13 protein-coding genes and 2 pseudogenes are annotated in these 14,204 nt (G+C 68.1%); 7 read left to right on the top strand and 8 right to left on the bottom strand.

Translation table 11 applies throughout. The features are described from left to right. The first annotated feature begins 236 nt into the window (after nt 1-236). The 6 genes from EV371_RS19840 to EV371_RS19815 all read left to right on the top strand — a co-directional run bounded on the left by EV371_RS19840 (nt 237) and on the right by EV371_RS19815 (nt 8,095). A complete protein-coding gene (locus EV371_RS19840; RefSeq protein ID WP_486484954.1) occupies nt 237-1,013 on the top strand; it encodes an IS5 family transposase in 777 nt (258 codons plus the stop codon). A 35-nt stretch (nt 1,014-1,048) separates the two neighbouring features. Then, nucleotides 1,049-1,582, top strand: coding sequence for a hypothetical protein (locus EV371_RS19835; RefSeq protein WP_130463366.1), 534 nt, complete (start codon nt 1,049-1,051; stop codon nt 1,580-1,582). Nucleotides 1,583-2,168: 586 nt separating this feature from the next. Then, nucleotides 2,169-2,507, top strand: coding sequence for a substrate-binding domain-containing protein (locus tag EV371_RS19830; protein ID WP_165436746.1), 339 nt, complete (start codon nt 2,169-2,171; stop codon nt 2,505-2,507). Nucleotides 2,508-2,844: 337 nt separating this feature from the next. Next, nucleotides 2,845-5,217, top strand: coding sequence for a non-reducing end alpha-L-arabinofuranosidase family hydrolase (locus tag EV371_RS19825; RefSeq protein ID WP_130466065.1), 2,373 nt, complete (start codon nt 2,845-2,847; stop codon nt 5,215-5,217). 171 nt (nt 5,218-5,388) lie between these two features. Continuing rightward, nucleotides 5,389-6,765: a ricin-type beta-trefoil lectin domain protein gene (locus tag EV371_RS19820; protein ID WP_130463364.1), complete on the top strand. Its 1,377-nt coding sequence runs from the start codon at nt 5,389-5,391 to the stop codon at nt 6,763-6,765. 154 nt (nt 6,766-6,919) lie between these two features. Then, on the top strand, nt 6,920-8,095 hold the full coding sequence (locus EV371_RS19815; RefSeq protein ID WP_130463363.1) for a recombinase family protein: 1,176 nt from the start codon (nt 6,920-6,922) through the stop codon (nt 8,093-8,095). Between the two features lie 215 nt (nt 8,096-8,310). Here EV371_RS19815 and EV371_RS19810 read toward each other — a convergent pair whose 3' ends face one another. Beyond that, nucleotides 8,311-8,733 carry a DUF2399 domain-containing protein gene (locus tag EV371_RS19810; RefSeq protein ID WP_486484707.1) on the bottom strand — a complete coding sequence of 141 codons (423 nt, stop codon included), beginning with the start codon at nt 8,731-8,733 and terminating at the stop codon, nt 8,311-8,313. Between EV371_RS19810 and EV371_RS19805 the strand changes: the two are divergent. Further along, nucleotides 8,714-8,866: pseudogene (locus EV371_RS19805) on the top strand (DDE-type integrase/transposase/recombinase); the annotation flags it as partial. The gene EV371_RS19810 and the pseudogene EV371_RS19805 sit on opposite strands and share 20 nt — an antisense overlap. Nucleotides 8,867-9,055: 189 nt before the next feature. Here EV371_RS19805 and EV371_RS19800 read toward each other — a convergent pair. The 7 genes and pseudogenes from EV371_RS19800 to EV371_RS33870 form a co-directional block, all read right to left on the bottom strand. Continuing rightward, nucleotides 9,056-9,328 carry an alpha/beta hydrolase fold domain-containing protein gene (locus EV371_RS19800; protein WP_130463362.1) on the bottom strand — a complete coding sequence of 91 codons (273 nt, stop codon included), beginning with the start codon at nt 9,326-9,328 and terminating at the stop codon, nt 9,056-9,058. Beyond that, nucleotides 9,325-11,010 (bottom strand): GH39 family glycosyl hydrolase, encoded by a 1,686-nt coding sequence (locus EV371_RS19795; protein ID WP_130463361.1) that lies wholly within the window; start codon nt 11,008-11,010, stop codon nt 9,325-9,327. Before EV371_RS19795 ends, EV371_RS19800 begins: the two co-directional genes overlap by 4 nt. Next, the gene (locus EV371_RS19790) at nt 11,003-12,064 is read right to left on the bottom strand and encodes a beta-xylosidase family glycoside hydrolase (protein ID WP_486484706.1); all 1,062 of its coding nucleotides are present in this window, start codon (nt 12,062-12,064) and stop codon (nt 11,003-11,005) included. Before EV371_RS19790 ends, EV371_RS19795 begins: the two co-directional genes overlap by 8 nt. A 166-nt stretch (nt 12,065-12,230) precedes the next feature. Then, nucleotides 12,231-12,692: pseudogene (locus EV371_RS34450) on the bottom strand (family 43 glycosylhydrolase); the annotation flags it as partial. Next, complete coding sequence (locus EV371_RS33880) at nt 12,692-13,459, bottom strand: alpha-L-arabinofuranosidase C-terminal domain-containing protein (RefSeq protein WP_207230548.1); 768 nt, start codon at nt 13,457-13,459, stop codon at nt 12,692-12,694. The pseudogene EV371_RS34450 and the gene EV371_RS33880, both read right to left, overlap by 1 nt. Further along, complete coding sequence (locus EV371_RS33875) at nt 13,396-13,650, bottom strand: hypothetical protein (RefSeq protein ID WP_207230547.1); 255 nt, start codon at nt 13,648-13,650, stop codon at nt 13,396-13,398. The genes EV371_RS33880 and EV371_RS33875 overlap by 64 nt, the downstream gene beginning before the upstream one ends. Further along, nucleotides 13,632-14,150 (bottom strand): hypothetical protein, encoded by a 519-nt coding sequence (locus EV371_RS33870; RefSeq protein WP_207230546.1) that lies wholly within the window; start codon nt 14,148-14,150, stop codon nt 13,632-13,634. The genes EV371_RS33875 and EV371_RS33870 overlap by 19 nt, the downstream gene beginning before the upstream one ends. Between the last annotated feature and the right edge of the window lie 54 nt (nt 14,151-14,204).

Below are 14,204 nucleotides of genomic sequence, written 5' to 3'. Positions count from 1 at the left end.
TTTGACGGGGAGAAGCGCCGCAAGAACTCGCCGGGCCCGGAATCCCCGCCCGGAGCAGAAGCGGAGCGGCGCACATGATCCTGGGCCTCTAAGTGAGCGTTTCGGATGTGTGTTGGTCGGGTGTGTCGCACAGTGGGTCCGATCGTTGAGGTCGGATGGCTCGGTAGTCGGGTATGGAGCGTGTGCGGCGGTACCCGTCTGACCTGACTGATGCCCAGTGGGAGATCGTGGAGGTGATGCTGCCTGGCCAGAAGTGGATGGGCAGGCCGGAGAAGCGTCCTCGCAGGGCGATCGTTGATGCGATCTTGTACGTGGTGCGGACCGGTTGTCCGTGGCGGTACCTGCCGTCAGATTTCCCGCCGTGGCAGACGGTGTACGGGCACTTCAAACGCTGGGACAAGCGCGGTGTGACCGAGCGGATCCTCACCGAGCTGCGTGAGCAGGTCCGCCTCGCTCACGACCGCGAGGCGGAGCCGACGGCGGGGATCATTGACTCGCGCAGAGTGTGTGAAAGCCGCGGATACCGTGCCTGCGGTCAGTCGTGGCTACGACGCGAACAAGAAGATCAACGGCCGGAAGCGGTTCATCGTCACCGATACCCTCGGGCTGCTGGTCACCGTCTGGGTGCTGGCCGCGTGCTGGCAGGACCGCGACGGCGCAAAGCCGCGCTGCTCGCGACCTACGCGGCGACCCCGATTTGGCACGTCTTCGCCGGTCAGGGGTTCGCCGGCCGGTTCGTTGACTGGGCCAAGAACGTCTTGAACACCACGATTGAGATCGTGTGTAAGCCGGCTGACCAGCGGGGATTCGTCGTGCATCCGCGCAGGTGGGTGGTGGAGAGGACGCTGGGCTGGTTGATGCTGCACCGCCGCCTGGCCCGCGACTACGAAACCGACCCTGTCACCGCTGAACACATGATCCGCTGGGCCGCGATCACCGGCCTGCTGAACCGCCTCACCCGCGGCGGACCCGCCACCCGCCAACCCCGCCGTACCTTCAACACACCCGAGTAACCCACATCTAAAACGCCCACTAACCCGACCGGAAGATGCAGGGTCAGCACTCCCACGGCGTGGCCTGCTGCCGCTGCCGATTCCCACAGGAGTACGCACTTGCCAACAAGATCGACCACCCGCGCAACGTGATCATGCGTGAGGAGGCGTTGATCACCCCGTTGGACACCTGGCTGGTCGGCGAGTTCGGACCACTGCAGCGTCGGCACACCATCGCCAAAGTCCTCGACCAACTCAGCCTCGGCGCACCTGCCGTGGCTTCGGCAACGCCGGTGGGACCGACGGTGGCCGACTGCGACTCGAAGCTGGCCCGCTACCGGGCGGCGCTGGAAGCGGGCGCGGACCCAGTCGTGGTCGCCGGATGGATCGCCGAAACCCAGGCCGAACGGCAGGTCGCCGAGGAACGGGAGCGGGCAGTAACCGCATCCGGGGTTCCAGACGCCACCGGACGCCTCACCGAAGAAGAGATCATCGCATCGTCGAGGAACTCGGCGACCTTGTCACCGCTGTGCGAGACGCCGAGCCCGAACACAAGATGGAGGTGTACCGCAGCCTCGGGCTGCGTCTGACCTATGAACCGGATACGCAAACGGTGCGGGCAGATGTAGATCTTGCCACGCACCCTTGGGATTCGGTTCGTGTCCGAGGGGCGATCGATACGGCAACCCCACCAGTCCTGTACGCGGATGCGGATGCCGTAGTCGACTATCGCTGGTAGCTTCCCCCGAGCGATTCCACCGTCTCCACCGCCGGTCTCGGCCCCGATGGCGCCGACGGTAACCTAGTGATCTCCGGCTGCTCCTCCAGGTCGACGTAGTCGCCGCCTCGAGCACCGCCATCGCGCAGCGCAGGTTCTGCGACGGCGGTACGGTATCTGATGCTGAGCCGCTGCGCCCTGCCGACAATCCTGAACCATACTGCTCCAGAGGCATCGTATCCGTCTGGGTTCTGCCGCAATCGATGCGACCGGAGCATCGGACTGAAATGCCAGGTCGGAGCCCCTTTCCTGAAAGTCAGGGAAAGGGGCTCTTGCTTGTTGACAGGCAACGAGTGGGCAGACGACGGATGGTTGGCGTCTGCGGCGGTGGTAGGTCCGTTCGATCCAGGCCACGATCGCCGTCCTCGACTGCTGGCGGGTAGTCCAGGATCTGCTGGTTGAGGGCGCGGACGAACTTCCTGGACCTGCTGGCCCGTACCGATCGACCTACCGCGATCTTTGCCTGCAACGACCTGCACGCGCTCGGCGTCTACCAGGCCGCCCGGCGGATGGGACTGCGGATTCCGGGCCTGAGCGTGGTGGGCTTCGACGATCTGCCGTTGGCCACCCTGGTCGACCCTCCGCTGACCCACCGTCCACCAGCCGCTCGCCGAGATGGCCGCCACCGCCACCGAGTTAGCGCTCGCTCTGGCGCGGGGGAGCGGAGCCCGCAGCTCGGGCTTGAGCTGGCGACGGCTCTCACCGTTCGGGGGAGCACCACGCCGGCAGCCGCCTGACCGGAAGCGAGGGCACCGCCAACGCTGGAAAGTCCCTGGCCGACGCGCTCGGCTAGGTCCAGTCGGCCGCTCCGTCTCCGAAACTTCCAAGAAGGCGCTGAAACTACCGCTTGCCATGGCTGGCAGTTTTTGGAAATCTAGTTCCATCGATCAGCCTGTTAGCGCTCACATGGATCGGTGACCACCCGCTCACCCACCGATCACCTCGTTCGCCGGTAGCAGGCCGCCATCCACCGCAGGAGGACCAGTGATCCCCCGGACCCGTCCCGCCGGGCGTCGATTCAGAACGCTCGCCATATCCGGAACGGCCGCCATCGTCGCGGCCCTCGTCGTGTCCCTGCTACCCAACCTCGCCCAGGCCGCCGCGAGCACGCTCGGCGCGGCTGCCGCCCAGTCCGGCCGGTACTTCGGTACCGCCGTCGCCGTGGGCAGACTCGGCGACAGCGCCTACACGAACATCCTCAACCGTGAGTTCAACCAGGTCACGGCCGAGAACGAGATGAAGCCCGACGCGCTTCAGCCGAACCGGGGCCAGTTCAACTACACCAACGGCGACCGGCTGGTCAGCCACGCCCAGGCGCGCGGTATGAGGGTCAAGGGGCACACCCTGGCCTGGCACGCCCAGCAGCCGGGCTGGATGCAGTCGCTGTCCGGCAGCGCCCTGCGGCAGGCGATGATCGACCACATCACCGCGGTGGTCACCCACTACCGGGGCAAGCTGGACTCCTGGGACGTGGTGAACGAGGCGTACGCCGACGGCGGAGGCGGCGGTCGTCGTGACTCAAACCTGCAGCGCACCGGCAACGACTGGATCGAGGTGGCGTTCCGCACCGCCGACGCGGCGGACCCGAACGTCAAGCTCTGCTACAACGACTACAACATCGACAACTGGTCGGCGGCCAAGACGCAGGGCGTCTACAACATGGTCCGCGACTTCAAGCAGCGCGGCGTGCCGATCGACTGCGTCGGGTTCCAGACGCACTTCACCGGCGGGTCGAGCTACCCGAGCAACTACCGCACCACGCTGTCCAGCTTCGCCGCCCTCGGCGTCGACGTGCAGGTCACCGAGCTGGACATCACCAACGCGGACGTGAACCAGTACCGCAACACCGTCAACGACTGCCTGGCGGTGGCGCGCTGCACCGGCATCACGGTGTGGGGCATCCGCGACTCGGACTCGTGGCGCTCCGGTGAGCGGCCGTTGCTCTTCGACGGCAGTGGCAACAAGAAGCCGGCGTACGACGCGGTGCTCACCGCACTGAACAGCGCCACCCCCAACCCGACCACGCCGGGACCGAACCCCACCACCCCGGGACCGAACCCGACCACGCCGGGGCCCACCGCCCCACCCGGCTCCGCCTCTGAGATCGTCGGCGAGCAGTCGGGCCGGTGTATCGACGTGCCCAACTCGTCCACAACCAATGGCACGCGGGTGCAGTTGTACGACTGCAACCGGGGGTCGAACCAGTCCTGGACGTACACGTCGAGCAAGCAGCTGCAGGTGTACGGCAACATGTGCCTGGACGCGGCGGGTTCCGGTAACGGCGCGGCGGTGCAGATCTACAGCTGCCACACCGGGACCAACCAGCAGTGGAACGTGAACTCCAACGGCACGATCAGTGGAGTTCAGTCCGGGCGGTGCCTGGACGTCTGGAGCACGGCCAACGGTGCTCAGGTGCAGTTGTACGACTGCCACGGGAACACCAACCAGCGGTTCAGCCTCAGGTCCCTCGGCGGACCGACCACCGTGCCGACGACCGCCGCACCGACGACTGGCGCGCCGACCACGCCGCCGGGTACCACCTGCAACCTTCCGACGTCCTACCGGTGGTCGTCGACGGGTGCCCTGGCGCAGCCGAGGTCCGGTTGGGTGTCGTTGAAGGACTTCACCGTCGCGCCGTACAACGGTCAGCAGCTGGTGTACGCGACCACGCACGACACGGGAACGAGGTGGGGTTCGATGAACTTCGGCCTCGTCTCGAACTTGAACCAGCTGGGTTCGGCAAGCCAGAACGCGATGAACTCGTCCACTGTCGCGCCGACGCTGTTCTACTTCGCCCCGCGCAACATCTGGGTGCTGGCCTACCAGTGGGGTGGCACCGCCTTCTCCTACCGAACGTCCACCGACCCCACTAACCCGAACGGCTGGGGTGCGCAGCAGACGCTCTCCACCGCCAGCATCTCCGACTCCGGCACCGGTCCGATCGACCAGACCCTGATCGCCGACGACCAGAACATCTACCTGTTCTTCACCGGTGACAACGGTCGCGTCTACCGGTCCAGCATGCCGCTGGGGAACTTCCCGGGCAGCTTCGGGTCGAACTACACCACGATCATGACCGACTCGACGAACAACCTGTTCGAGGCGGTGCAGGTCTACAAGCTGCAGGGTCAGCAGCGGTACCTGATGATCGTCGAGGCGATCGGTTCGCAGGGCCGCTACTTCCGGTCGTTCACGGCCACCAGCCTGGGTGGTTCGTGGACGCCGAACGCCGCCAGCGAGAGCAACCCGTTCGCTGGTAAGGCCAACAGCGGCGCGACCTGGACCAACGACATCAGCCACGGTGAGCTGATCCGGACCAGCGCCGACCAGACCTTCACGGTCGACCCGTGCAACCTGCAACTGCTCTACCAGGGCCGCTCGCCCAGCTCCGGCGGTGACTACGGTCTGCTGCCGTACCGGCCGGGTCTGCTGACCCTGCAGCGCTGATGGCGTGACACAGCTCCGGCTTAGGTGAAACGGAGACGGGGCGGGCTCGGCGCACCGCCGAGCCCGCCCGGCCCCCGCAGCACCGGATTATCCTGCGGTCCGAGCGAGGGCATCCGCCTCGGGCCGTCCCCAGATCTCCGACCACCGACGACCCGTGCAAGGAGTCAGGCAATGCTGAAACACAGGTACCTCCTCCCATCCATCGCGGCCGCGGCGGCCCTTGTCGTGGCTGCGGCCGGCGGCGCGCTCAGCGGCGGCTTCGGCGGAACGGCTTCGGCCGCGACGAACGGCACCCTCGCGGCGACCGCCGGCTGCGGCAAGGCCCCCACGCTAGCCAACGGCACCCGCACGATCTCCAGCGGCGGACAGAACCGCAGCTACATCCTGCGGCTCCCCGACGGCTACGACCGCAACCGCCAGTACCGGCTGATCTTCGGCTTCCACTGGCTCAACGGCTCAGCCCAGAACGTCTCCTCCGCCGGCTACTACGGCCTCCTACCGCTGTCGAACAACAGCACCATCTTCGTCGCCCCCCAGGGCATCGACGCTGGTTGGGCCAACACCAACAACCGCGACCTCACCCTCTTCGACGACATCCGCACACAGGTCGAAAACGACCTCTGCGTCGACACCACCCAACGCTTCGCCCTCGGCTGGAGCTACGGCGGAGCTATGAGCTACGCCGTGGCCTGCGCCCGGCCCACCATCATCCGCGCCGTCGCCGTCCTGTCCGGCGCCCAGCTCAGCGGATGCAACGGTGGCACCACACCTGTGCCCTACTTCGGCATCCACGGCACCTACGACAGCGTGCTGAACATCTCCCAGGGCCGGTCGCTGCGCGACACCTTCGTCCGGAACAACGGCTGCACGGCGCAGAGCCCGCGCGAGCCGAGCCGAGGCAGCCTCACCCACATCACCACCGTCTACACCGGCTGCCGCTCCGGCTACCCGGTGCAATGGGCCGCGTTCGACGGAGACCACACCCCCAGCCCCGTCGACGGATCCTCCAGCCCCAACGACTCCCGCACCTGGACCTCCGGAGAAATCTGGAGGTTCTTCACCTCACTCGGCTCCACCAACCCCACCACCCCACCCGGTAACCCCACCACCCCACCCGGCAACCCGACGACTCCGCCGGTGAACCCGACCACGCCGCCGGCCGGTGGTGCGAGTCAGATCGTGGGCGTGCAGTCGAACCGGTGCGTCGACGTGCCCAACTCCTCCCACAACAACGGCACCCGGGTGCAGCTCTACGACTGCAACCGGGGGTCGAATCAGTCCTGGACCTACACCTCGGACAAGCAACTTCGGGTGTACGGGGACATGTGTCTGGACGCGGCTGGTTCGGGTAACGGTACTGCCGTGCAGATCTACAGCTGCCACGGTCAGACGAACCAGCAGTGGAACGTGAACTCCAACGGCACGATCAGTGGTGTGCAGTCCGGGCGGTGCCTGGACGTGTGGAGCACGGCCAACGGTGCGCAGATTCAGTTGTACGACTGCCACGGGAACACCAACCAGCGGTTCAACCTCGTCCCCCTCGCCTGACGACCGTGACCGGCTCGACGTACGACGAGCCGGTCCAACCCACCGTTAGCACGCCGGCCCGGCCGCCTGGCCGGGCCGGCTATGGTGCGCCCGTGGATAACAGAGCCGGCGCCGTTGCGTTGCCGGTGGTCGTGAGCTGAGGCAGCCTTGACGGGTGAGGCTAGCGAGTGGTCGTCCCTGGTCGCCGCCGAAGTCGGCGTTCACCGGGTTCCGGTTCCCGGCCGAGGTGATCGTCGTCGCCTTCCACGGCGATCACCTCGCCGGCGTCGCCGCCGTGCTGGCCGCTCACGGGGTCCAACTATGGCTTCCCGAGACCCGCGACCCCGTCGACCTGAACAACCCCACCCACCAGGCCCTGGCCATGCTGCTCGGGCACCAGTCCAAACGGGAAGTCCTCCGTGCCCGGTTCCGCACCACGATGGCCATGCGCGCGCAAGCCCGCGATCAGGGACGGCACCTCGGAGGGCGACCGCCCTACGGCTACCGCCTCATCGACGCCGGAACCCACCCGAACACCGCGCACGCCCGCTGGGGACGCCGACTACACCGACTCGACCCTGACCCGGTCACCGCACCGCACGTGCAGTGGATCTTCGCGCAGCGGATTGCTGGAACCAGTGCCGGCGGCATCGCCCGTACCCTGAACCACCTGGGTGTTCCGTCACCATCGCAGTACGACCGCAGCCGCAACCGGCACCGGACAGCGGAAGGGTGGACGGTGCGGACGGTCGCGGAGCTCCTCGCCAACCCCCGCTACACGGGGCGGCAGGTGTGGAACCGGCAGTACACCGACCATCAGGAAACCGAGCCGGGGGACCGGCGCACCAGTCGAGGATCGGTACGGCGCTGGAATCCACGGGACCAGTGGGTGCTGTCGGCCCGGTTGGTGCACCCGCCGCTGGTGAGCGGGACGGATTTCGTCAAGGCTCAAACGGTGAACGCGGTCGGCACGCCGGAGGACGACCGGCCGCGCCGGTACCTGCTTACCGGACTGGTCGTCTGCCGAGCCTGTGGCCGACGAGCTGACGCGCACTGGGTACCCGGGTGGCCCGGATATCGGCGCCGCCACGGCCGCACCAGCGCCAGTCCGCCCCTATCCGGCCGGCCCAAGCCGCTGTACCTACGCGGAGACCTGCTCCTCGCCCGCGTCGCACGGCAACTTGACGATCGAACGACGGAAGCGCGTGACGACGCGCGAGCTACCGCCGCGTACCTGCGGGCGAACCAGATCACCCTCACCTGCGACGCCGACACCATCACACTCGGTCGGCAGCCGTCGACGGCACGAATTTCACGCCAGAAGCAGCGACCCCCGCCCGAACCGCTCTGAAACATGAACGGTTCTGGTGGGGGTTAACGTGTCCGAGATCGATACCGCGACCCCCACCGGCCCGTCCACAGGAGAGTGAAGTCATCATCCATGGCGCCATATCACCGAGGCGCGACACATGACCAAGGGCGGGCGCGCTCGGCCTGCTCGACAAGCCAGCCATCCTCGTCGGTGTTCCGTTGCAGCAGGACGAGCGCGGTGTCGTCGCAGTCAGATCAGTCCGTTCTAGCAAGCAGAGCCCCGGACGCGGCAGGGCCATCTGTCGTACGCGTGGCAGCGACGTTGAGTGCCGGGGTCAGGTCGGTGATCAGCGCGTCCAGGCGGGCGTCCTCGTACACACCGTCGACGTCCGTGAGCCACTCGGTGGCGCCGGGAAGAGAGAGCATTTCTGTGAGGAACCGACGCCCGACGTCGTCTCTGTCCGCCGTTACCAGCAGCCGCACGCCGGCGCCGGCCAGGCCGCGCAGGAGTGTCCAGGCCGCCGACGATGGCCGACACACCAGCGGCAGACAGGTCTGGCCGAGACGCTCGGCAGCAGCTTCCGCTACTGCCGGGTTTTCGCAAAACCCGGACTTCCGCAGGGCGCTGACCACGCTGAAGGTCACGCCCAGCGAGGTCGTGACCGACGCCGCCCCCACCTATACCAGCGTGTTGGACGACCTGGTCCCGTCGGCGTGGCACCACGTCGAAGGGCACGCCAACAATCCGATCGAGGCCGACCACAGCCAGCTCAAGCACCGGCTCAGACCGATGCGCGGACTACGCACCGACCGCACCGCCCAGACAATCATCACCGGACACGCCTTCGTGCAGAACCTCCGACGCGGACACTACGAACTCGCCACCGACGCCCCACCCGCGACCCGGGCGGCCGCCGCGTTCACCGAACTCGCCCAGCGATCTGACCGCAGCCCCCCGCCGAGTTCCGCATGTCCACCCATCGAACAACGCAACAGCGCACTATCGCAAGCGCGAAGCGAGAGCGTCCAGCGTCCGCCGGGCCGGAGCGAAGCCGACCAGGTCGAGGTGCCCGTGCGGCACGCCGGCTCGCGTCGTCTCGACGACGTCGACGCCCGCAGCGCGCAGCCGCGCGCTGAAGAGCTCTCCGCTCGCACGAAACGCGTCGAACTCGCAGTTCTCCACGTACGTCGGCGGGAAGCCCTCCAGGTCCGCCAGGCCCGGGAAGGCCTCGCCGTTCGCCACCTCGAGCTCGGGCACGAGCAGTCTGATCATGGCCCCATCCTGCCTGGCTCGTCGACCCCCCGATCCGGGCGCTGGCCGCCGGGGAGCGTCGGCGCGACCGAGGCGACCGCCCAGGCGGGCAGCGTGAGGTCGATGTCGAGGACGCCGTCGTCGCCGACGGTCAGCGTGCTGCGGTGGAGGCCGTCGGCGACGTGGCGCAGCTCGGCGGTCTGTTCCCGCGTGATGTTGAGCGGGGCGCCCATCTGGTACCAGGCCTCGGCGACGTTCCCGTGCTCCCAGTCGAGGATCTCCACGGTGAGCTCGGTGCCCGGGCGCAGCCCTTCGACCCGGTGCCGGACGCGGCGCTCGGGGCCCATCTCGGCGAGGGCTCGCGTCTCGGCGTAGCCGTTGCGGGACGCGAGCCCCGTCGTGCCCATCTCGGCGGGGTAGTTGTAGAAGATGGCCGACACGTCACCCGTCGCGGACGAGCGGGTGATGGCACCGTCGGGCAGCTCGGCCAGGAGGCGGTCACCGAGGCGGTGGAGCATGGCCATCGCGTGGAACGTCGGCTTGTGCAGGCCGTTCTCGTTGACGAACCCGAAGCCTCCGTGGAAGGGGCCGATGCCGCCGCCGCCCTCCTCGAACACGTCGGTGAAGGTCCAGTAGGAGATCGAGTCGGCCAGCGGCGCGCCCTTGAGGAACGCCCGGACGATGTACGCGGCGGCGAAGAGCGTGTCGTGGATCGCGTCGCGACTCGACGGCGAGGTCGACCACTCGGTGATGTGCAACTCGGCGTCCGGGTACGGGCTGTTCTCGATGATCGTGCGCAGGACCTGCAGGTCGACGTACGTGGCGTCCTTCTGGCGCGTGATCGCGCTGACGTTGCCCAGGGAGTCCGCCGCGTAGTCGGTCGGGTACAGGTGGGTGGAGAGGAAGTCGACCGGCAGCCCGCGCTGTGCGCAGTACTCGATCAGCTCGTGGATCCACACCGGCTGCCAGTCGAGCGCGTCGGGGTCGGTGGCCACCGCGGTCTCGACCTCGAGCGACGGGTCGTGGGTCTCTCCGGAGTAGCGGGCGTCGGGGACGAACACGCTCGTTGACGGGCCGCCGACCCGCAGCCGGGGGTCGATGGCTTTGATCGCGCGCGCCGTGGCCTCGTACAGCTCGAAGTACTGGGTGCGTGTCCCGGTCCAGAAGTTCGGCACGAGGTTCGGCTCGTTCCACACCTCGAACGGCCACTGCCGCACCTCGTCGATGCCGTACCGCTCGATCCAGTGCCGCACAGTGGCGTCGACCAGCGCGACCCAGCGGCCCATCTCCTTCGGCGGGCTGCAGTGCGCCTTCCACCAGAACAGCGTCTCGGTCCGGGTGGCGAGCTGGCGCGGCATGAACCCGAGCTCCACGAACGGGCGGGCGCCCGCGTCGAGGATCGCGTCGAACACCTTGTCGACATACGCGAACGTGTGGACCGGCTCAGGCAGCGGCTGGTTCGGGCCGAAGCCGCCGCCGTTGTCCGTCCGGTAGACGAACATGTCGTCGTGGAACAGGCCGTGGAAGCGCACGTGCCGGGCGCCCAGCACCTGGACGGCTTCGCGGAAGTGCGCCTGCCAGTCCGCCCGCAACGCCTCGTTCGCGCGGCCAGCACCGACGCACTCGTTCCACACGTGATGCAGCGGCACCTCGGCGGGTGCCTGTCCGTCGATCAGCAGGGCTGACGTCGCCTGCTCAGTCATGGAAGCTCCCTCGCTTCGTCGGTGAGTGGGGTTTGCGAGGCCCGGTGGCGTCGCTGACACGGAACCAGTCCACGTCGACGTATCCCCCGGGCTCGGCAGTGGCGTAGTTGAAGAGGGCGAACCGGTACCCGGTGAAGTGCGCGAGGTCGTACTGCATCTGCACGGTGTCGCCCAGCCACGTCCAGTTGCTGCCGTCGTACGAGTACGCGAACGACGCCGTATCGACGGCATCCCGGAGGTCGACGTCCGCGCGCAGGTAGACGACGCCCGCCCGCAGCGGCACCGGTGCGCTGGTGAAGGCGATGACTCCGTCGCCGCCTGCCCGACGCATCACCAGGCTCTTGGTCCCGCCCTCCATCGTCACGGCGATGTATCCGTACTTGCGCTGGTAGGCGGAGATGCCTGCGACGTCCCCGTCCTTCATGTGCGAGACGGCCAGCGAGATGGCGCCGGAGCTCGTGGGTCCGAGCGTGCGTTGGGTGAGCGTGTTGCGCGCATCGAGGATGCTCGACGCGACGCTGCCCGTGGTCAGCCGCAGGTGTCCGGGCCGCTCGGTGAGCGACCAGAACCGGTTGTCCGGGTTGTGGTTCCACTGCCACTGGAGCCCCAGGTTCGACCCGTTCCATGCGTTCTCGGCGGACTCTGCCAGGAGGTCCGCGTTGGCCGTGTTCCAGTGGCCCGCGCGCTCAAGGAGGTTGTCGAAGTCGTCCGAGGCGACGACGGCGGCCTCGTCACCGGCCGTCCGTGCGGCCGCCTCGGGCGTTTGCGGATCGAGAGCGAACACCGGCCACCCGTCGTCGTCCCAGGTCACGCCAACAAGCTGAGGCGAACGACCCAGCGGGCCCTCGTCCTGGAACAGCATGGCGTACCACTGTCCGTCGTGCGTGTGGACGACTCCACCCTGGGCCACGCCGGTTCCGGGTCGGCCCCCGACCGTCACGCTCTGGCTGAGCACGACCCGGCCCTCCCACACGCCGCCCGCCGACTGCGGCGTTAGTGACGTCGACCGCCACAGCACCTCCTGGCGGATGCCACCCGACGGCCACTCGATCATGAAGACGTAGTAGTAGTCCCCGATCTTGTACGCGTGAGCGCCCTCGGCGTTCAGACCGCTGGTCTGGTCGACGTTGGCGTCCCTCGACGAGCCGCGTCGCCGGGCCGTCCCACGCAAAGGTCCCGTCGTCGTGCCGCCGCAGCCTGCGCAGGTCGATCGACCCGCCACCGTAGACAAGCCAGACGTCGTCGCCGTCGAACAGCAGCGACTGATCATGGGCGTACCCGTCGAGCACCGACCTGCTCCACGGCCCGCGCTCGACGTTGGGAGTCGAGTAGACGTACGTCTGCTGCGTGGTGAGGCTGCCGACCGACACGTAGTAGGTCCCGTCATGGAACCTGATGCTCGCTGCCCAGCTGCCCTGGCCGTACGCGTCCTGGCCGTTGCGCAGCGCAAGCGCGTCCGCGTCGTCGAGGATTGCCGCGGTATAGCCGGCGATGGACCAGTGCACCAGATCGCTCGAGCGCATGATCGGGACGCTCGGCGCGAAATACATCGTCGTGCTGACCAGGTAGTAGTACCGGCCGTCGAAGACGACGTCCGGGTCGGGCACGTCCGCGAAGATGACAGGGTTGGTGAAGTCTGCCCCCGCCCCGCCGTCGCGGATGTTCACGTTCGGTCGGTCCATCAGCGCAGCTCGAGCGCCACGGTGACGTAGGAGTGGGCGGGCAGGTCGACCTCGAGCCCTCGGGGGTGAGGGCGCACGCCGGCATGGTCGGTGGGGGCGACGGCGTCGAGCTGCTCGGGGATGTTGTGCGCGTCGAGCGCGGTGGCGGTCAGCAATCGCGCGGCGTGCCCGACGACGTCGCGGCCGCGCAGGTCCAGGACGAGGGTACGGTCCACCTCGGCGTCGAGGTTGGACAGCGAGACCAGGGCGGTGTCGCCCTTGACCGACGCGGACGCCGAGACCGGCGGCAGCTCGGTCGCGTCGACGGCGCGAGTCTCGACGTCGCGCAGGTGAACCGCGAGGGCGGCGGCGTCGTGGTAGCCGGTGTTCATAGCGAAGACGTGGTACGTCGGGGTGAGCACGAGCGCCCCGGTGTCGGGGTCGGTGAGGATCATGGCCTGCAGCACGTTGACGGTCTGGGCGATGTTCGCCATGACCACGCGCTCGGCGTGACGGTGGAACGCGTCGAGGTGCACGGAGGCGACCAGGGCGTCGCGCAACGTGTTCTGCTGGTACAGGAACCCGGGGTTGGTGCCCTTCTCCACGTTCCACCACGTGCCCCACTCGTCCACGACCAGGCCGACCTTGCGATGCGGGTCGTAGCGGTCCATGACCGTGGAGTGCCGGGTGAGCAGCTCCTCCATGCGCCGGGCGCGGGCCATGGTCACGTACCACTGGTCGGTGCTGAACCCGGTGGCGTCGCCCTTGTCCGACCACGGCCCGGCCATCCCGTGTAGTAGTGCAGCGACACGGCCTGGAACGGGCCCGCCGACCCGGCCGGGTCCGCCGCCAGGTCGTCGAACGAGCGCATGAGCGTCTCGGTCCAGTGCAGGTCGGCCTCGTTCGCGCCCGCCGCGATCCGGTACAGCAGGTTGCCGCCGCAGCCCCACGCCTCGTTGCCTAGTCCCCAGAACGGCACCCGCCACGGCTTCCGCGCCCGTTCGCCCGCCGCAGCGCCGCCATCGGTGAGTCGTCCGCCCGGGTCAGGTACTCCACCCAGTCCGACATCTCCGCCACCGACCCGGACCCCACGTTCCCCGACACGTACGGGTCCGCACCGAGCAGCTCGCACAGGTCCATGAACTCGTGCGTGCCGAACGCGTTGTCCTCCACCACGTCGCCCCAGTGCGAGTTGACCATCCGCGGGCGGCTCTCGCGCGGGCCGATGCCGTCACGCCAGTGGTAGTCGTCGGCGAAGCAGCCGCCCGGCCAACGCAGGTTCGGGATCGAGATCGCCCGCAACGCCTCGACCACGTCCGAGCGGATGCCCCGCCCGTTCGCGACCGGCGAGTCCTCACCCACCCAGAACCCGCCGTAGATGCACCGTCCCAGGTGCTCGGCGAAGTGCCCGTACACGTGCCGGCTGATCGTCGCGCCGGGCAGGTCGAGGTCGATCACTGCGGTCGTGGTCGTCGTCATTGTCTCCCCATCAGTTGCGGGTTCCGTCATTGCAGGCCTCAGCGGGCCGTCGGG

The sequence above is a fragment of the Plantactinospora sp. CNZ321 genome, assembly GCF_004217235.1.
This window is presented reverse-complemented; position numbering and strand designations above follow the sequence as displayed.